This is a genomic window from Rhizobium viscosum (assembly GCF_014873945.1).
Classification (GTDB): Bacteria; Pseudomonadota; Alphaproteobacteria; order Rhizobiales; family Rhizobiaceae; genus Rhizobium; species Rhizobium viscosum.
Window position 1 is genome coordinate 3,013,707 of record NZ_JADBEC010000001.1, and the last position, 17,215, is coordinate 3,030,921.

Below are 17,215 nucleotides of genomic sequence, written 5' to 3' on the forward strand. Positions count from 1 at the left end.
ATTGCTTTGGTCTGCACTGAGGTAACGGGCCCATCCTGTCGATGTTCCGGCTGGAGAAGCGTTTCGGAGTCACGGTTTGGAAGCGCAGTTCACATAGTGTGAGGCGCCGCTATTCCAGCCTGCGGCGGAACAGCCAGGCGGCGGCACCAAGCGTCGCGCAGGCAATCAGCGCCAGGGGAATGGTCTGGTTCAACACCTCGGCTGCAGGAATATCCTTCAGGAAGACGCCTTTGACGATGATGAGGAAATAGCGCAGCGGATTGACAAGCGTCACCGGCTGCAGCCAGTCCGGCATGTTCTCGATCGGGGTTGCGAAACCCGAAAGCAGCATGGCCGGCACCATGAACAGGAAGGCGCCGAGGATCGCCTGCTGCTGTGTCATCGAGAGCGCCGAGATGAAGAGGCCGAGGCCCGCCACCGAAGCCAGATAGAAGATCGAGCTGCCATAGAGCAGGAAGAGCGAGCCGCGCAAGGGCACGCCGAAGATGAAGATCGCCGCCAGCACATAAAGCGTCATGTGGAAGAGACCGATCATCATCGGCGGAATGAGCTTGCCGATGAGGATTTCGTGGACGCGCAGCGGCGAGACCATCAACTGGTCGAAAGTGCCGAGTTCCCGTTCGCGGGCAATGGAGAGGGCGGTGACGATGAGGCCGATGAGCAAGGCGATGCTGGCGATCAGGTTCGGCACCATGAACCATTGATAGGTGAGGTTGGCGTTGAACCAGTTGCGCGGCACGGTCGCGACCGTCTTTGCCATGGCGCGCCGGCCTGCCGGCGTATCGGCCGAAAGCGTCATGCCGATTTGGGTGAGATAGCCGGAGACGATCTGGGAAGCGTTGGAGCGGCGTCCGTCGAGGATGATCTGCAGATCGGCTGATATACCGGCCTCGATGTTGCGGGAGAAATCCGGGCCGATCTCGATTGCCGCGATCACGGCCTGACCGTCGATCGCTTCGCGGATATCGGTCTGGTTATCGGCGGTCTCGATGCGCCGGAAAGTCGGAGAGCCCTGGATACGCTGGATCAGTTCCTGCCCCCAATGGCCGCTGTCACGGTTCAGCACCATGACATCGACATTGCGCACTTCGAGCGTCGCCGCGTAGGAGAAGATCAGGAGCTGCATGAGGGGCGGCACGATCAGCACGAAGCGTCCCTTGGGATCGCGCATCACGGCGAGCAGTTCCTTGACGATGAGAGCCTTCAGCCGCGTCCACCACATCTCAGCCGATCCTCTTTCTGGTGCTGCGGGCAGCCAGCACAAACATGATGCCGCCGATCGTGAGCATGACGGCGATCGCGCGCGCGAACATCGGCCAGATATCGCCTGCCAGGAACACCGTCTGCAGGCTGGGGATCAGATAGCGGGCCGGCACGATGACGGTGATCCACTGGATGATTGTGGGCATGGAATTGATCTCGAAGAGAAAGCCCGACAGCAGGAAGGCCGGCAGAAAGGCTGTGATCAGCGCGAGCTGCGAGGCGAGGAACTGGTTCTTGGTCGCCGTCGAAATCAAGAGGCCCTGGCCGAGAGCGGGGATCAGGAAGGCGGCCGACAGGGCATAGAGCGCTGCGACCGAGCCACGGAACGGCACGCCGAAGAGGAAGACGGCGAGCAGCACGCAGAGCGTCATCGAGGCGAGGCCGAGCAGGAAATAGGGGAGGATCTTGCCGGCAAGCAGTTCGGCTGATGTCACCGGTGTCGCCATCATTGCCTCCATCGTTCCGCGCTCCCATTCGCGGGCGACGACGAGCGAGGTGAGCAGCGTGCCGACCAGCGTCATGACGATGGCGATGGAGCCGGGGACGAGGAAGTTTCGGCTCGTGAGCTCCGGATTGAACCAGAAGCGCTGCTCGATGGAGATTGGGGGACCCGCTGCAACCGTTTCGGATTGCCGCTGCCGCTCCCAGTTGGCGACGGCGCCCTGTGCATAGTTCTGCACGAAATTGGCGGTGTTCGGGTCCGAACCGTCGACGAGAACCTGGATCTGCGGGCGGTTGCCGGCGGTATAGTCCGTCGTGAAATCGGCGGGAATGACGACGATGCCGCGCACCTTGCCGAGCACGAGATCATCTTCGAACATGCGGCGGTCGCGCCCGACCGTGACGGAGAAGTAACGGGAGGCCTGGAAGCTTGCCGAGAGGTCCTGCGTCAAGGGCGTTGCCTGTTCCAGCACGAGGCCGATACGGGTGCGGGTCGTATCCAGCGATACGCCGTAGCCGAACAGGAAGAGCAGGATCAGCGGCAGCACGAAGGCGATGAGAATGGTGCTGGGATCACGGATCGCCTGATAGCTTTCCTTGCGCACGAGGGCGATGAAGCGGCGGATGCGGGAAGAGGTGCTCACGCGGCCTCCTCCTCTGTTTCCGACTCCTGAACCAGGGCGATGAAGGCATCTTCCATCGTCGGGTCCGGCTGTTCTTTTGTCGCCACGCGCGCCTTCAACTCATCGGGCGAACCGAGCGCGATCGAGCGGCCGCGATAGATCAGCGAGATGCGGTCGCAATATTCGGCCTCGTCCATGAAGTGCGTCGTCACAAGCACCGTGACGCCTTTTTCGACGAGTGCATTGATGTGGGTCCAGAATTCGCGCCGGGTGATCGGATCGACGCCTGATGTGGGCTCGTCGAGGAAGAGGGCGCGCGGCTCATGCATGACAGCGCAGGCGAGCGCCAGGCGCTGTTTCAGGCCGAGCGGCAGGTCCTTGGCAGAATGGCGCGCGTGGCGGCCGAAATCGAATATGTCGGTCATCAACTCGATGCGCTCGCGTTGGCGTGCGCCGCGCAGACCATAGACGCCGGCGAAGAATTCGAGGTTCTGCATGACCGTGAGATCGCCGTAGAGCGAGAATTTCTGCGCCATGTAGCCGAGCTGGTTGCGGGCAACGGCTGCATCCTTGCGCAGATCGAAACCGGCAACACGGCCTTCGCCCTCCGTCGGCTTCAACAGGCCGCAGAGCATCTTGAAGGTGGTGGACTTGCCCGCACCATTCGGGCCGAGCAGGCCGAAGATCTCGCCGCGGCTTATATCAAAGGTGATCTTGTCGGCGGCGGTGAAATCCCCGAAGCGTTTGGTCAGGCCGTGCGCCTCGATGACGGGACGATCGCCCATTTCGCTTGGCGGCGCTTGCGCTTCCGCGAGTTTCGAGCGTCCGCCGGGGCCGCCGCCCAGCATGTCGATGAAGGCATCCTCGAAGCGGGCAGGAGTGGGCGCAAGCTTTGCTTCACCGGCGGCACCGCCGATATCAGGCGTCTCGTCCTTGCCGGTGACGAGGCGGATGGCATCGCCCTGGATGACACCGTCGATGACGCCTTTCGTCTGCAGGAGTTCGGCCAGCACCTGCCGCCTGCGGCCGGTGATACCTGATACCTTGAAGACGCGGTCTTCCACGCGGCCGGTCAGATCATGCGGCTTGCCGGAAAAGAGCAGTTTGCCCTGATTGAGCAGCAGAACGTGATCACAGGCCTCTGCCTCATCCAGATAGGCGGTCGACCAGAGCACGCCGATGCCTTCCTGCGTCAGGTTCTCCACCATCTTCCAGAGGTCGCGGCGCGAGATCGGGTCGACGCCGACGCCCGGCTCATCGAGCAGCAGCAGGCGCGGCTTCTTCAATAGTGCGCAGGCAAGGCCCAGCTTCTGCTTCATGCCGCCCGAAAGCTTGCCGGCGAGCCGCGTCGTGAAGCGCTTGAGATCGGTGAAGGTCAGCAGTTCCTCGAAGGCGCTCGAACGTTCGGCTTTCGGCAGGTCGCGCAGATCGGCATAGAGATCGAGATTTTCCTGGACCGACAGATCCTCATAGAGGCCGAAGCGCTGCGGCATGTAGCCGATCGAGGCCTGAATGGCGGCCGGGTTCTTCTGCGTATTAAAGCCCAGCACGTCCACCGTGCCGCTATCCGGCATCATCAGGCCGGTCATCAGCCGGATCAGTGTCGTCTTGCCGGCGCCGTCGGGGCCGACGAGACCGGTGATCGCGCCGCCCTTGACCTCGCCGGAGACGGCATCAAGCGCGGCCGGGCCATCACCGAAGCGCTTGGTGACATCGGCAAGCCGCACCAGCGCTTCATCCTTTGGGGCGGGAGAGGTGCTCATTGTGCGGCCAGAGAGGGAAAGCGCACGGTAACAGGCATGCCCTGGCGCAGGTCCGGGCCGGGCCTGTCGATGACGATGCGCAGGCGATAGACGAGATCGGTGCGAAGCTCGGGCGTCTCCACCGATTTCGGCGTGAATTCCGCGACCGGCGAAATGAAGCCGATCGTGCCTTCATAGGGCTTGTCGGGTTGCGTATCCGAGGTCACCTGAACCTTCATGCCGGGATGCAGGCGGCCGAGATCGCCTTCCGCAACATAGCTGCGGACCCAGACCGGCTGGGTCAGCGAGAGCACAAAGACGGTATCTGCCGGCGAAACGATGGCGCCGGGTTCCCGCACGCGGGAGAGGATGATGCCGTCATTCGGGGCGAGCAGTTCGGTATCGGCAAGCGAGATGCGGGCGGAGGCCAGTGCAGATTGCGCGGCCTTCAACTGCGCTTCGGCATTGGCAATGTCTTCCACGCGGCTGCCCTCCTGCAGGAGTTTCAGCGCTTCATTGGCGGAATCCGAACGCGCCACGGCCATCGAGCGATTGGCGGTCGCCTCGTCGAGATTCGCCTCCGATATCGTGCCCTGGGGGCGGAGCTGGCGGGCGCGGTCATAGGCGATGTTGGCATTGCGGAGCGCAGCAAGGCTTTCATCATAGGAGGCTTGCGCCTGGGCGATCTCCGTCGGGCGCGGACCGGCCTTCAGCTTGTCGAGCGTCGCCTGAAGAGCCGCAACATTGGCCTCAGCCGAGGCGACGGCTGCTGCGAATGGTGCAGTGTCGAGCTTGCCGAGTACCTCGCCGCTCTTGATCATGTCGCCCTCATCGACGGCGAGCGAGGCAACCCGGCCATTGAGGCGGAAGCCGAGGGAGACCTGGCGGATATCGACATTGCCATAGAGCGCGAATTCTTTTGTGCGCTCCGGCAGCCAGCCTAGCTTCTGGGGCAAGCCGTACCACCAGGCCGCGGCACCCGCAGCGAGGAGAATGACGATGGCAAGGGGGAGGATCCGTCTCATCTTGTGTTTCCTTTCGCCGGCTGAAGCTGGCCGACAAGCTCTGCGACCAGACTGCGCAGGGTCTGGAGTTGTTCCGGGCCGACCGCCTGCCATTCCATCTGGGCGAGAACGGCGGCATGGGCTACGCGGAAGATCATGATGTTGCCGACGAAGGAGAGCGTGCGCAGCCGCACATGCTCGGAAGTCGGGTCTTCCTGCAGGATGGTGCCGATCATCAGGCGTGCCATCTCGATCATCGGACCCATCAGGCCCTGATAGACACGGGCGAAGGCTTCGGTCGGCTCCATCTGTTCGCGAATGATGAAGCGCGCCCAAGGCTCGGATTCCTTGCTGACGAAAAGGCCGACCATGGTTGTCGCCATATCCGTCAGGAAAAGCCGTGCCTCCTCTTCGCCCAATGCCTCTCCGGCAGCGGCAAGCTCCATGAGACGGGCGCCGATCCGCTGCCGGAGGCCGCCGACATGGCGGTCGATGCGCGAGACCAGATATTCCGCGGTCGCGACATAGAGGCCTTCCTTGCCGCCGAAATAATAGGGAATGGCCTGCAGGTTGACGCCTGCGGCTTCGCTCAGCTGCCGCGTCGAGGTGCCGTCGAAGCCGTATCGGCCGAAGACATCGAGGGCTGCGGACAGCAGCTTTTCCCGGGTGATTTCGGCGCGGTTTGATTGGTTTTGTTCATCAGTCATGTCTCATATATATACTCAATAAAAATTTCAGTCAATCGAATGAATTTATATCTTGCGCAGCCTGTGGGGCGGGATAGTGCCTGAAACCGCTGTCGTCACTGGCAAAGCGGCATAATTTACGCTTTTGGCTGTCCTGTTTACCGTTGCGTACTTCCGCAAAGGCTAATGTTCTGGCTGAATGGGCTGATGAGAAACCGGCCCGTCACGCCAAGCGCTGCAAGACATGCCTGGAGAGCGCTCCTCGCGAGTGCGGCTCTTGCTCTTCCTGTGACCATGGCTTGCGCCGACGATGTTGCGTCCGGAAAAGGCAATCGCATTCAGAACGAGGTGGTGAAACCATCTCCTCATGATGGACAACTGACGGCACCGCGCCTGAGCGCGAATTGGTGGCTGCGGATCAGGCGCGAGACAGCGCAGGCCGATCAGCCGGATGGTTCGAAGCAGGTTTTTGCGCGCGGCATCGACCAGCAATGATCCCGGACATTGTCGTTATCGCAAAACCGCCGCACACTTTTGCGCGACATGCTCTAACTCCCAGAGCCTACGCATCGGGCTTTCCGAAGGCCGATTCCGGTTACGGGCCGGTAGTGTTCGTCTCCGGCCGATGGGGGCTCGGATCCCTTTTGCGGCGCTGAGCCCGGCCGATCAGGCGCAGGGCCACCGCCGAGGGCAGGATTCTCGCAATGAAGGCGGCGAGCTTCGAGGAGATGCCGGGAATGACGAGGCGGCGGCCGGACCTGAATCCCCGCCATGCCTGCTCGGCCACATAGTCGGCATCGAGCTTGGGCAGGACCTTGAAGAGGGCAGCCCGGTTGGCGCCGGATTTTTCAAGGAACTCGGTTGAGACAGGGCCGGGGGCGACGCAGGTTACCGTCACACCGAAGCGGTGGACCTCCTCGTGAAGGGCGGTCGAGAAGGCGCGCACGAAATTCTTGCTGGCATAATAGAAGGCCATGTAGGGGCCTGGCGTGAAACCGGCGACGGAGCCGAGATTGATGACGCCGCCGCTGCGGCGCGCCACCATGCCCGGCAGGAAGCGAAGGGTCATGTCGGCGAGCGCGCGGATGTTGACGTCGATGATCCCGAGCTGCTCATCGGCGGGCAGGGAGGTTGTCGCGCCGCGCAGCCCATAGCCGGCGCTATTGACCAGAACGCTGCAGATCAGTCCATTTTCGGCAAGATAGGATTCCAGCCGGGCGGATGCATCTGCGGAGGCGAGGTCGAGTTCGATCGTGAAGGCTTCGCCGCCCGCCTGCGTAATCTCCGTTGCGGCAGCCGCAAGGCCTTCGGGGGAGCGCGCCACGAGCACTACGATATTTCCCTCGCGCGCGGCAACCCGGGCAATGGCCCGCCCGATACCGCGGGATGCACCGAGCACGACGACAGCCAAGCGCTGCTCGGCGCTTTCGCTCATGGTGCTGTTCCCGCAATCGATATGCCGGCGGGCTTTCCCGCCTGCGGCAGCCCCCTGACCTCGTCGGTGATCTCGCCGTTCAGGATCTTTTCGAACCGCTCCAATGCCCGGGCGATGCTGGCGCCATCCATGACGCGGTGGTCATAGTGGATGCGCACGGTGACGGTGCCGTCCGCATCGATCGGGCTGTAGTTCAGCAGCGTGGTGAGCGGCGTCAGCGGATTCAAGGATTCGGCGCCGAGGCCGGAATAGACAGAGAATTGGAACGTGCCGAAATAATGCCCACGTCGTTTTGCCAGGTTGAGCCCGAGCCACATCATGGACCAGCGGAGCAGGGCGGGCGCCCGGGCCAGTTTGAGCGAACGCCGGAAGTCCTTGATCTCGCCAATCGGTAGTGAGCGGGCTTCGCGGATCAGCTTTTCCAGCTCGGGAATGGGGCGCTGTTCCGGCCCCTTTATCTTGCTCAGGAGGACGATCCGCTCGCCCTCATGCTCGCGCTCGTGGGCAACGGAGGCCACGCTTTCGGGATATTCGTAGAGCTGATGAAACGGGAATTTGATATAGGCGCGCCGGAGATCCGGGGTCTCCTTCGAGAGCAGCGAATAGCCTTTCAGGAACAGCACGGTCCATGACGGGCGCGGATCGCAGGCGCTTCTCGCTTCCAGCAGCGGGCGGATATTCATCTGCCGCTGCACGGTGACGCGCGGGATGCCGATCGAAAATCGCATGAGATCTCCGACAAGCCGCCTTGCGGGCGAAAGTCTGATTGTTCGTCCCCTCATCCTGCCTTCCTCCTAGAGCATTTCCGTTTTTCTGCGAAACACGGAAATGCTCTATCTCCTTGTTTTCACGCAATTCCGGACGCAGAACCGCTACACACTTTTGCTGGAATTGCTCTAATAGAGATAAGGGATGATGCGCTTGGTTTTGTCCATATAGGCGCGGTATTCAGGGCCGAAAACGTCGAGCATCATACGCTCTTCCTTGTCCACCCTCAGGAAGAACAGCACCCCGAACCCGACGAGCCCCGCAAGACCCGCCACCCAGTTCGACAGCAGGAAAGCCTGCGCTAGTCCCATCAGCATGAAGGAGGTGTACATGGGGTGGCGCACGAGCGCGTAAGGCCCGGCGCATATCAATTCGTGCTTCTGGCGGATTTCGAGCGTGATGGACCAGTTTCGCCCCAACTGCTTGTGGGTTCTGCGAAAGACCCACATGGCGAGGCAGAAGACGGCCGCTCCCAGCACGACCGCCCACAGGTGGGCTGGGTAGTCGGCTGCTTTCGGGATGCCCGTCGCGACATAGAAACCCGGCACGATGGCGAGGCCCGCGAGAGCCGCTGCAAGCGCTACCCTTTCCGATGCGCTCCGCCGGCTGCTGACGACGGGCACACGCTTACCGCGGCGTTCAAACGGGTATCGAATGATGTACCATGCGATAATTCCGAGGACCCAGACGATCTCGCCAATGGTGTGAACTGACAAGCTCAAATCGGCACCAGAACCTTTCCACGATCCGTTTTCCGGGATCGCCCTGCTTTTCTATCAACCCGTATTCATCTCGCGCAGATTTGTAATGAATTGTTGCGGGCGAAGCCAGATGCCGGGCGTCTTATAGCCCATATGCTTGGCGATATCGGCCACGAAGGCGTTGCAATTGTAGACGGTCGCTTCCCAGAGACGGCTGCGCGCCTGGAGTTTGCGAATATAGGCGACCGTGTCGTTATATTCGGCGTCCGTCAGCATCACGCGCCAGCTTGCCGAGCGGTACTGCTCTTCGAGATCGCCGTCCGTTTCGCCTGTCGTGGCGGGGACGGGAATGAAGTGGCCGATGACATAGGGCGCGGCATCTTCCGAAGCCGGGGCAAGTCCCGCAACCTCGGGACTGATCATTCTTCCGTTCTTGTCGGCGCTGCCGAAGACGACATAGGTGTGACCGTAGGTCAGCGCATAACGCGAGCGGAACTCGATGAAACGCCGTCCCGCTTGTTGTTGAGCCGTAACCGGTTTCTTCAGGTCACGAGCATCGGATGTATAACGTGGCAGGGGGGCTTTGTCTTCTGACTGGCACGACGATACCACAACCGCCAAAATAGCGACCAAGCACAAGCGGCTTCTTCCAAGCGCCATCGACACGCTCCATGTGCAGGCTCCTGCGAATGCAGACCTGATGCCGGCTGATGCGCCGTTCCTGCGTCCTTGATGGCAGGCGGGATCAATCCTGGCCGTTTTAGGATGTTAGAGAGAGAGAGGAAGGGCCTACCGAGCCCTTCCCAAGCGTTATGCGAATTTTACTTGTAGACGGCCGTTGCTGCAGGCGGTGGAGCTTTCCCCTTGCCTTTACCAATCGACCCGCAGGCACTCAGATTGGCCACCGCAAGCGTTGCGAGGATCACGAATAAAATTCTGCTCATTAAGTCCTCTCCTCATCCTGATGCAGGCCTGAAAGACTGCACCTCAAAGTTTCACGATAATCGGCACCTTGGACAGTGCGGGAGTGATGCAATGTGCAACGAATCTACATTAGCAGATACTTACCGGTGTGGCCAACCCCGCAATTTCACATGGTAAACGGGACTGAAGCATGTCGTGATCCGTCAAGTCCGCTCGCCACGCTTCAGGCTTTCGTTTTCGCATGTCGTTTTCGCAAAACCGCGGCACACTTTTGCGCGACATGCTTTAAATGACGACCACACGCGTTCCCACCCGGGTGCGGGAGTAGAGGTCGACGATGTTTGCATTGGTCAGGCGAATGCAGCCGTTCGACACCGCCTGACCGATCGACCAGGGCGCATTGGTTCCGTGCAGCCGGAAGAGCGTGTCCCGGCCGCCCTGGTAGAGGTAAAGGGCCGCAGCCCCCAGCGGGTTGTCCGGTCCTCCCGGCACGCCATCGGCATATTGGGCGAGCCGCGGCTTGCGCGCGATCATGTCGTCGGTGGGCATCCAGGACGGCCATTCCGCCTTGCGGCCGATCGTGGCTTCGCCCTTGAAGCTTAAGCCTTCCTCGCCAACGGCGACGCCATAGCGCGTGGCAACGCCGCCGTCCTCGACGAAATAGAGATAGCGTGCACCCGTATCGACCACGATGGTGCCGGGCGGCTCGCCTCCGTCATAGGCCACTTCCTGCCGGCGATAGCGGGGATCGGCATCCGGGTCCCTTCCCAAAACCCGATAGCCCAGCGGCGGGCCATCCGATGTCGTACTGCATCCATGAAGCATCAGAGCCAGGCTGCCTAAAACGAGGCCCCGGCGCGTGACTACTGCCCTTTCGTTCATTTCCACCTACCCTCAGTCAGCTTCGATGTTTCCGGTCAGCAGCGGGCTCGTTTCCGGCCCATTCGCTTCTGTGGAATTGCGTATTTGGCAGGCGGACAAGCTGCGCAACTTGTAGTATGCAGTCCGAGCATCCACGAATCTCCTTGCCTCAGCCACTCGTTTTGCAAGAGTATTAGAATACGGGAATGGAAGGAAGCGATGAAACTTTGCCTGGAAGGAAAAGTCGCGATCGTGACGGGTGCGGGCTCCGGTATCGGGGCTGCCGTTTCCCGACAGCTCGCCAACGAGGGTGCCGAGATCGTCGTTGCCGATCTCAATGAGGATGCTGCGCACGAGACTGCCGCTGCAATTGTTGCGGACGGCGGTCGCGCCCGCGTCTTTGTCGTCGATGTGACCGATTTCGAAGCGGTGCAAAGGCTTGTTCAATTTGCCGTCGAGGAATGCGGCGGTCTCGATCTCGCTGTCAATAATGCCGGGGTCGATGGCGTGCGGGCAGCGGTCGCAGACTATCCGCTCGACGATTGGCACAGATTGATGAACGTCAATCTGAACAGCGTTTTCTACTGCATGAAGTGCGAGATCGGCGCGATGCTGAAATCGGGCGGGGGGGTAATCGTCAACATGTCTTCTGCCCTTGGGTCCGTCGCGTTGCCGACCGCGGCAGCCTATACCGCCGCCAAGCACGGGCTGGTCGGACTGACGAAAGCCGCCGCGATCGAATATGCGCGGTTCGGGATCCGGATCAATGCCATCGGTCCCGGCTGGATCGATACGCCCCTCCTGTCGGAACATCTGGAGGCAGCGAGCACGCGCCGGATGGCAGCGCTCCAGCCAATGGGAAGGCGCGGCACGCCGGACGAGGTTGCAAATCTCGTCTGCTTCCTCCTGTCTGAACAGGCAAGCTTCATTACAGGCGCTCACTACCTGGTGGATGGCGCCTATACTGCGCATTAAAGCGCCTCAGGTCCGCGCAAATCGCGCGACCTTGCCAGTTCGGCAGCATACCCTAGATTGAAGTTGCGCGGGATTCTCGCGACCGCTGTACATGCCGTTGTTCTGAAGTCGATTTTCAAATCACAGAGGGGCCTCCATCATGTCGGACAAATCGAGGAAAGGCATCGATCGCCGCGATCTCCTGATCGCTTCCATTGCCACGGTCGGTGCGTCGGCGGCCTTGGCCGCCAGCGCCGGTGCTGCGAATGCAGAGGAGGCAGCCAAACCCGCTGCCAATCCTGCCGCAGGGACGGTCTATACCGGCGATGTCATCCAGGGGAAAAAGGTCGTCAGCGCGCTCGACGTCGATGATCTGGAGCCCGGGCAGAAGCATTTCCTGTATTTTCAGGGTGCGCAGATGCCCACGGGGCAGCACTGGTATGTGTCCGTGACGGTCGCCAAGGGGGCAAGGCCGGGCAAACGCGGCATCCTGACCAGCGGTGTGCATGGCGACGAAATGAGCAATATTCATACGGTCCAGACCGTGATGAACCAGCTCGATCCGGCGCAGATGTCCGGCACGGTCATGGCGGTCACCGACGTGGCGCGCCCGGCCATTGAAAGCATGCAGCGCAGGTGGCCCAATCAGGGCAGGGGCGTGGATCTGATCGATATGAACAGGGAATGGCCGGGGAACGAGAACGGTGCCTCCGCGCCCAGCCGGCATGCCGGGCTGCTGTTCAACCGGCTGCTGCGGCCGAACGCCGACTTCGCGATCGACTTCCACACCGGCACAACCGGGTTCGAAGTCACCGCATTCAATATTGGCGGCATGGATGTGCCCGAGGTCAAGGCCATGCTGGAGCTCTATCCCGTCGGCCAGATCTTCGACAACCATGTCTATCCCGGTGTCCTGCATAACGCATTTATGGACGTGGGCATCCCCTCCTTTACGCCGGAGATCGGTGCTGCCCGCGTTCTGGACCTCGAGATGATCTCGCTGTTCGTGGAAGGCACGATGAACGTCCTCAAGCATCACGGCATCGTGGCCGGGCCGATGGGCCGGACAGGCAAGGACGTGAATGTCTTCGTCGGCAACAGTGCGTTCCCGATCCTGGCAACCCAGGGCGGGATCGTCGAGCATCTGGTCAAGCTCAACGACAAGGTCGAACCCGGACAGAAGGTGGCCATCCAGCGCAACAGCTTCGGCGAAGTGGTCGCGGAATATACGAGCGGTGTGGCCGGAGAGATAACGGGCCAGCGCAGCGATGCAATGTCCGAGCCCGGCAACCCCCTGGTCTTCATCCTCTTCCACAAGGCGGCGCTGGAGGGCGCTGAGGCCTATCCCGAGTAATCCGCCGTTTCTGCGCATCGTAGAGACGTCTGCCAATAAAAATCGGATATCGGACGCTTCCAAAGCGAACAAATTCGCCAGCATCATCAACTTATCCGTTTACTTAAGTCGGAATTGCGCAGAATATTAGCAAATGGGAGGATAAGCCTTCGGCCCCACTCTCGATACATTGCGCCCGACGGCTTTCCTCCCTTGGTTTCAAGGGAGGACCAATCATGAGGCGGGTATTGTTCTACGCGGCATCGGCCGCGATACTGTCGCTCGGTGTAGCGCATGCATTTGCGCAGTCGGGCAGTGTAGAGAAAGCGGTTGGCGGCTACAACTTCGAGGAAGCCGCAAAAGAGGCCCCCGGCACGAAGGATTTCCATTCGGCTGACGGTCATTTGACCTTCGCGATAGTAACGCACACGGCAGGCAATGGCTTCTTCGACCCTGTCTATGTCGGCGCGATCGCCGCCGGCAATATGATCGGCGCCAAGATATTGCTGCTCGGTTCGGAATCGCCGGTGGACGACCCCGCCCGCGAGATCGAGATCCTGAACCAGATCATTCAGGACCCGACGATCGACGGCATCATCATGACGACGCCGCAGACCGGCGCCTATAACGACATCGTCAAGGCTGCCGAGGCGGCCGGCATCCCGGTCGCGACGACCAACTCGTTCGACGGAACCATTCTGCACCGGAGCGCGATCAGCCACACCGGGCAGGATGCGTCGGCGGCGGCAATCGGCGGCGAGGCGCTCGCCAATTGCGTGCTTGCCAGTGGCGCTGCCGGTGGTTCGATCGTGCTGCCGTCCTCCACCGCGATGGGCAATATCGAGGTGAACAACCGTGTCACCGCCGCCTTCAATGCCATCGTCAAGACGTTGAAGGATGCCGGCAAGCTCGATGCCTTCAAGGTTGACGCCGGTCCGGAGAATGTCGGCATCGACACGAACCCGAACGATCCCGTCAACGCCCTTGTTTCGCTCTTCGAGTCCCGCGGTGACGTGGTCGGCGCCTTCACGGCCAACAACGTCTTTACGCCGCCGCTCGTCAAGGCGGTTGCCCAGATGGGGAAGACCGGCAAGTTCTGCGCTTATGGCTTCGATCTCGGCCCGGCACAGCAGGAAGGCATCGCAGCGGGGAACCTGACCGGCTCGCTCGGCCAGCAGCCTTTCCTGCAGGGCTTCTGGCCTGTCATGCAGCTCTATCTCCAGATCGATCGCGGTATCTCAGCCGCCAATCTCGACACGCGTGCCCAGCTGGTGACGAAGGATAACGTCGCCAAGGTCGGCAAGCGCTTCGAGAACTGATTTCGTTTGGGACGCCTGAAATTGTGGCGGGAGGGCGTGAGCCGTCCCGCCACGCGGCAGCAAGGATCGGTCGGTAGAAACGCATTCGGTCGGTAGAAACTCATGGAGCCCGCCACGACGACATCGCTCGGCCGTGCGCCACCCCAGCTCGTCGGCGGCTGGGAGGCGGGGCTCCTCCTGTTTCTTGCGCTGCTCTATATCGGCGGGGCTCTCGTCAATCCGGCCTTCTTCGGATCGACGGAAGGCCTTCACGCGCTTCTGCGCGATACGTCCCGCGTGGGGATCATCGCGGTCGGGATGACTTTCGTCATCGTCAACAGGGATCTCGATCTTTCGGTCGGTTCGACCTACGGTCTCATCGCCGTCGTCTTCGCCAGGCTTTTTGCCCCGAGCTTTCTCGATTTCGGCGTGATCCCATCGGCGATCCTCTGTGTACTGCTGGGCACGGCGATCGGCTTGGTCAACGGTGTGCTCGTCACCATCCTGAAAGTGCCTGCCTTCATCGCGACGCTGACGATGCTCTTCATCGGTCGCGGCTTCGTGCTCGCGCTCACGCATGGTCAGGCGATCTATTACTCCGACAAGGCGAGAGACTATCCGCTCTCCTTCCACCTGGGCGAGACGAATCTCCTCGGTTTCAACAACCAGATCGCGATCTTCTTCCTCGTCGCCATAGTTGGGGCCTTTGTGCTTGCCAAGACCCGCTGGGGCTATGAGACTTTCGCCACCGGCGGAAACGAGCAGGCGGCGGTCTATGCCGGCATTCGTACACGCTGGGTGCGCATTCGCGCCTATCTGCTCTCCTCGCTTTGCGCGACCCTTGCAGCTCTCCTGTCGGCCGCGCAGGACAAGGGTGTCACCCCGCTCTATGGCGTCAGCTGGGAACTCACCATTATCGCATCCGTCGTCATCGGCGGAGCATCGATCCTTGGCGGGCGCGGGCGCGTGATCGGGTCCTGCCTGGGTGCTGCGGTCGTCGTGCTGATCGACAAGGTGCTGCGCGAGGGATGGCCGATCACGCGCACCGTCGTGATCGACGGTCAAAGCATCGCAGTCGGCGCCAAGTTCACACTTCCTGCTGGTGCCGTGCTGGTTTTCCTCGGTCTCCTTCTCGTCATCGCCGTGCTGATCGAGCCCATCCTTATCAGGCGCCAGGTTGCGGCCCGGCTATGGGCATGGCTGCGCGGCCGGCCGCCTCCGCCGGCCTACGAGATCGGCGGCGTGGCGATTGAAGGTGTCCAGACCAAGGGGGCGATGGCGACCGACATGGCGCTATCCGCCACCGGGCTCGGCAAGTTTCTCGCCCGCCGCGATGCTCTCGCCATCATCCTGACCGTCGTGTTGTGGCTGACGGGCCTCGCGCTCAGGCCGGACTACTGGTGGAACCTGCCCAACACCTTCGCCATCCTGCTCAACTATACGGAACTCGCTCTCATTGCGGTCGGGCTCACCTATGTCATCGCAGCCGGCGATATCGATCTCTCGGTCGGTGCGGTGCTTGCCCTTGCCGGCAGCACGGCGGCCTATTTCCTGAAAGTGCTCGGCGCCGACCCGCTCACTGCCGTGGCGATGGGCCTGTTTGCGGGGATGACCGCCGGCGCCGTCAACGCCATGGTGGTCGTCGGCTTCAAACTGCCTGCCTTCATCGCCACGCTCGGCATGTTCTACATTGCCCGGGGCCTCGCCGCCTGGTTCGTCGCGGGACAGCAGCTGACCGGCTGGCCCGAGGGCTATAACCTGCTCGGACGCAAGGTGAACGACGTTCTCCTGCATTTCGGCCTTGCGCTGCCACCGGGGATCGTCCGCACGGTGGCCGAGGTCGTCAGCATCCAGACGATCTGGATGTTTTTCGTTGCCGTGATCGCCGGTATCATGCTTGCCTATACGCCGTTCGGGCTGAAGGTCTGTGCGGCCGGCGGCAATGTGCGCGCCGCTGCCTATGCCGGCATCAACACCAACCGCGTGCGCTTCATCTCGCTCATGCTCTCGGCGCTCTGCGCAACCATGGCCGGGATCATCAACGTCGCCTATTTTCGCAGCTTCAACCCGGTTGCCGGCCAGTTTCGCGAGCTCGACGCGATCGCTTCCGTCATCATCGGCGGCGGATCGATCTTCGGCGGTTACGGCACGATGATCGGCTCGCTTGCGGGTGCCGCCGTCATCACGCTCGTGCGGGCCTTGCTTCAACTCAATGTCCAGGGCTTCAGCATGCCGCAGCACTGGATCAACGTGTTTATCGGCGTCATCCTGATCGTCGCGGTGCTGATCGACATATGGGTGCGCCAGGCCAATCTATTCGGGCGCCTGCGAACCTGGCTGAGAAGAGGGGCGCCAACAGGAGACAGCAGTCATGGCTGAGGCGACACCAACAGCGCCGATCGTGGAAATGCGGGGCATCGAAAAGGCCTTCGGGGCCGTGCAGGCGCTTCGCAAGGTGGATCTCACGCTTTATCCCGGCGAGATCCTCGGCCTTGTCGGCGACAATTCCGCCGGCAAATCGACGCTCATGAAGATCCTGACCGGTGCCTATCAGCGCGATGCGGGCGATATCCTCGTCGCCGGGCAACCGGTGCGGTTCAAGAGCCCGCATGAGAGCCGCGACGTCGGCATCGAGATGATCTACCAGGATTTCGCGCTCTGCGGCAACATGGATGTCGGCCAGAATATCTTCCTGGGCCGCTGGCCGCTCAAGGGCCCCTTCGTCAACCGGCGGAAGATGTATGCGGAAGCCGACAGCGTGCTGAAACGGCTCAAGGTCGACGTGAATTCCGTCTATCAGAAGGTCGAAAGCCTGTCGGGCGGCCGCCAGCAATCCGTCGCGATCGCCCGTGCAATCTCGTTCGAGCCGCGCGTCGTGATCCTCGACGAGCCGACGGCCAACCTTTCCGTGATGGCGACGGACCGGCTGCTCGAAACCATGCTGGAACTGAAGAGACAGGGCGTCGCCCAGATCATCATCTCACACCGTCTGGTCGATATCTTTGCCGTGGGTGATCGCGTCATGGTTCTCAAGCGCGGCGAATATGTCGGCGATCGCTACATAGGGAATACCGACGAGCAGGAAGTGCTTGAAATTATCGTTTCCGGCACGCGGGAGAGCGCGCTGACAGCCGATGAGGCAAGAAACAGCTGATCGATCGGCTGCTTCGGATGCACGCCGG

16 protein-coding genes are annotated in these 17,215 nt (G+C 61.6%); 5 read left to right on the plus strand and 11 right to left on the minus strand.

Annotation, left to right across the window (positions count from 1 at the left end; genetic code table 11):
- Positions 1 to 109 precede the first annotated feature (109 nt).
- The 11 genes from H4W29_RS14755 to H4W29_RS14805 all read right to left on the minus strand — a co-directional run bounded on the left by H4W29_RS14755 (position 110) and on the right by H4W29_RS14805 (position 10,469).
- Positions 110 to 1,222 carry an ABC transporter permease gene (locus tag H4W29_RS14755; RefSeq protein WP_192729566.1) on the minus strand — a complete coding sequence of 371 codons (1,113 nt, stop codon included), beginning with the start codon at positions 1,220 to 1,222 and terminating at the stop codon, positions 110 to 112.
- A 1-nt stretch (position 1,223) separates the two neighbouring features.
- Positions 1,224 to 2,348 (minus strand): ABC transporter permease, encoded by a 1,125-nt coding sequence (locus tag H4W29_RS14760; protein ID WP_192729567.1) that lies wholly within the window; start codon positions 2,346 to 2,348, stop codon positions 1,224 to 1,226.
- Entirely contained in the window at positions 2,345 to 4,090 is a 1,746-nt protein-coding gene (locus H4W29_RS14765) for an ATP-binding cassette domain-containing protein (RefSeq protein ID WP_192729568.1), read from the minus strand. The genes H4W29_RS14760 and H4W29_RS14765 overlap by 4 nt, the downstream gene beginning before the upstream one ends.
- A complete protein-coding gene (gene hlyD, locus H4W29_RS14770) occupies positions 4,087 to 5,094 on the minus strand; it encodes a secretion protein HlyD (protein ID WP_192729569.1) in 1,008 nt (335 codons plus the stop codon). The genes H4W29_RS14765 and hlyD overlap by 4 nt, the downstream gene beginning before the upstream one ends.
- The gene (locus H4W29_RS14775; protein WP_192729570.1) at positions 5,091 to 5,780 is read right to left on the minus strand and encodes a CerR family C-terminal domain-containing protein; all 690 of its coding nucleotides are present in this window, start codon (positions 5,778 to 5,780) and stop codon (positions 5,091 to 5,093) included. Before H4W29_RS14775 ends, hlyD begins: the two co-directional genes overlap by 4 nt.
- Before the next feature lie 574 nt (positions 5,781 to 6,354).
- Positions 6,355 to 7,194: an SDR family NAD(P)-dependent oxidoreductase gene (locus tag H4W29_RS14780; RefSeq protein WP_192729571.1), complete on the minus strand. Its 840-nt coding sequence runs from the start codon at positions 7,192 to 7,194 to the stop codon at positions 6,355 to 6,357.
- Entirely contained in the window at positions 7,191 to 7,976 is a 786-nt protein-coding gene (locus tag H4W29_RS14785; protein WP_192729572.1) for a hypothetical protein, read from the minus strand. The genes H4W29_RS14780 and H4W29_RS14785 overlap by 4 nt, the downstream gene beginning before the upstream one ends.
- Before the next feature lie 114 nt (positions 7,977 to 8,090).
- Complete coding sequence (locus tag H4W29_RS14790; RefSeq protein WP_192729573.1) at positions 8,091 to 8,678, minus strand: protein-S-isoprenylcysteine O-methyltransferase; 588 nt, start codon at positions 8,676 to 8,678, stop codon at positions 8,091 to 8,093.
- 60 nt (positions 8,679 to 8,738) lie between these two features.
- Entirely contained in the window at positions 8,739 to 9,323 is a 585-nt protein-coding gene (locus H4W29_RS14795) for a hypothetical protein (protein WP_192729574.1), read from the minus strand.
- Positions 9,324 to 9,484: 161 nt separating this feature from the next.
- Entirely contained in the window at positions 9,485 to 9,607 is a 123-nt protein-coding gene (locus H4W29_RS14800; protein ID WP_007815309.1) for a hypothetical protein, read from the minus strand.
- Positions 9,608 to 9,872: 265 nt separating this feature from the next.
- Positions 9,873 to 10,469: a L,D-transpeptidase gene (locus H4W29_RS14805; RefSeq protein ID WP_192729575.1), complete on the minus strand. Its 597-nt coding sequence runs from the start codon at positions 10,467 to 10,469 to the stop codon at positions 9,873 to 9,875.
- Positions 10,470 to 10,667: 198 nt separating this feature from the next.
- On the opposite strand from H4W29_RS14805, the gene H4W29_RS14810 reads away from it, so the two are divergent.
- The 5 genes from H4W29_RS14810 to H4W29_RS14830 all read left to right on the plus strand — a co-directional run bounded on the left by H4W29_RS14810 (position 10,668) and on the right by H4W29_RS14830 (position 17,187).
- Positions 10,668 to 11,423: an SDR family NAD(P)-dependent oxidoreductase gene (locus H4W29_RS14810; RefSeq protein WP_192729576.1), complete on the plus strand. Its 756-nt coding sequence runs from the start codon at positions 10,668 to 10,670 to the stop codon at positions 11,421 to 11,423.
- A 139-nt stretch (positions 11,424 to 11,562) separates the two neighbouring features.
- Positions 11,563 to 12,756, plus strand: coding sequence for a M14 family metallopeptidase (locus H4W29_RS14815; protein ID WP_192729577.1), 1,194 nt, complete (start codon positions 11,563 to 11,565; stop codon positions 12,754 to 12,756).
- A gap of 215 nt (positions 12,757 to 12,971) precedes the next feature.
- Positions 12,972 to 14,054: a substrate-binding domain-containing protein gene (locus tag H4W29_RS14820; RefSeq protein ID WP_192729578.1), complete on the plus strand. Its 1,083-nt coding sequence runs from the start codon at positions 12,972 to 12,974 to the stop codon at positions 14,052 to 14,054.
- Positions 14,055 to 14,156: 102 nt separating this feature from the next.
- Positions 14,157 to 16,412: an ABC transporter permease gene (locus tag H4W29_RS14825; protein ID WP_192729579.1), complete on the plus strand. Its 2,256-nt coding sequence runs from the start codon at positions 14,157 to 14,159 to the stop codon at positions 16,410 to 16,412.
- Positions 16,405 to 17,187 carry an ATP-binding cassette domain-containing protein gene (locus tag H4W29_RS14830; RefSeq protein ID WP_192729580.1) on the plus strand — a complete coding sequence of 261 codons (783 nt, stop codon included), beginning with the start codon at positions 16,405 to 16,407 and terminating at the stop codon, positions 17,185 to 17,187. The genes H4W29_RS14825 and H4W29_RS14830 overlap by 8 nt, the downstream gene beginning before the upstream one ends.
- The last annotated feature ends 28 nt before the right edge of the window (positions 17,188 to 17,215 follow it).

What these genes read in the sequence shown, in the direction of transcription:
- H4W29_RS14755 (WP_192729566.1), bottom strand. Translation starts at nt 1,222, where the DNA reads ATGTGGTGGACGCGGCTGAAGGCTCTCATCGTCAAGGAACTGCTCGCC.
- H4W29_RS14765 (WP_192729568.1), bottom strand. Translation starts at nt 4,090, where the DNA reads ATGAGCACCTCTCCCGCCCCAAAGGATGAAGCGCTGGTGCGGCTTGCC.
- hlyD (WP_192729569.1), bottom strand. Translation starts at nt 5,094, where the DNA reads ATGAGACGGATCCTCCCCCTTGCCATCGTCATTCTCCTCGCTGCGGGT.
- H4W29_RS14775 (WP_192729570.1), bottom strand. Translation starts at nt 5,780, where the DNA reads ATGACTGATGAACAAAACCAATCAAACCGCGCCGAAATCACCCGGGAA.
- H4W29_RS14780 (WP_192729571.1), bottom strand. Translation starts at nt 7,194, where the DNA reads ATGAGCGAAAGCGCCGAGCAGCGCTTGGCTGTCGTCGTGCTCGGTGCA.
- H4W29_RS14785 (WP_192729572.1), bottom strand. Translation starts at nt 7,976, where the DNA reads ATGAGGGGACGAACAATCAGACTTTCGCCCGCAAGGCGGCTTGTCGGA.
- H4W29_RS14795 (WP_192729574.1), bottom strand. Translation starts at nt 9,323, where the DNA reads ATGGCGCTTGGAAGAAGCCGCTTGTGCTTGGTCGCTATTTTGGCGGTT.
- H4W29_RS14800 (WP_007815309.1), bottom strand. Translation starts at nt 9,607, where the DNA reads ATGAGCAGAATTTTATTCGTGATCCTCGCAACGCTTGCGGTGGCCAAT.
- H4W29_RS14805 (WP_192729575.1), bottom strand. Translation starts at nt 10,469, where the DNA reads ATGAACGAAAGGGCAGTAGTCACGCGCCGGGGCCTCGTTTTAGGCAGC.
- H4W29_RS14810 (WP_192729576.1), top strand. Translation starts at nt 10,668, where the DNA reads ATGAAACTTTGCCTGGAAGGAAAAGTCGCGATCGTGACGGGTGCGGGC.
- H4W29_RS14815 (WP_192729577.1), top strand. Translation starts at nt 11,563, where the DNA reads ATGTCGGACAAATCGAGGAAAGGCATCGATCGCCGCGATCTCCTGATC.
- H4W29_RS14820 (WP_192729578.1), top strand. Translation starts at nt 12,972, where the DNA reads ATGAGGCGGGTATTGTTCTACGCGGCATCGGCCGCGATACTGTCGCTC.
- H4W29_RS14825 (WP_192729579.1), top strand. Translation starts at nt 14,157, where the DNA reads ATGGAGCCCGCCACGACGACATCGCTCGGCCGTGCGCCACCCCAGCTC.
- H4W29_RS14830 (WP_192729580.1), top strand. Translation starts at nt 16,405, where the DNA reads ATGGCTGAGGCGACACCAACAGCGCCGATCGTGGAAATGCGGGGCATC.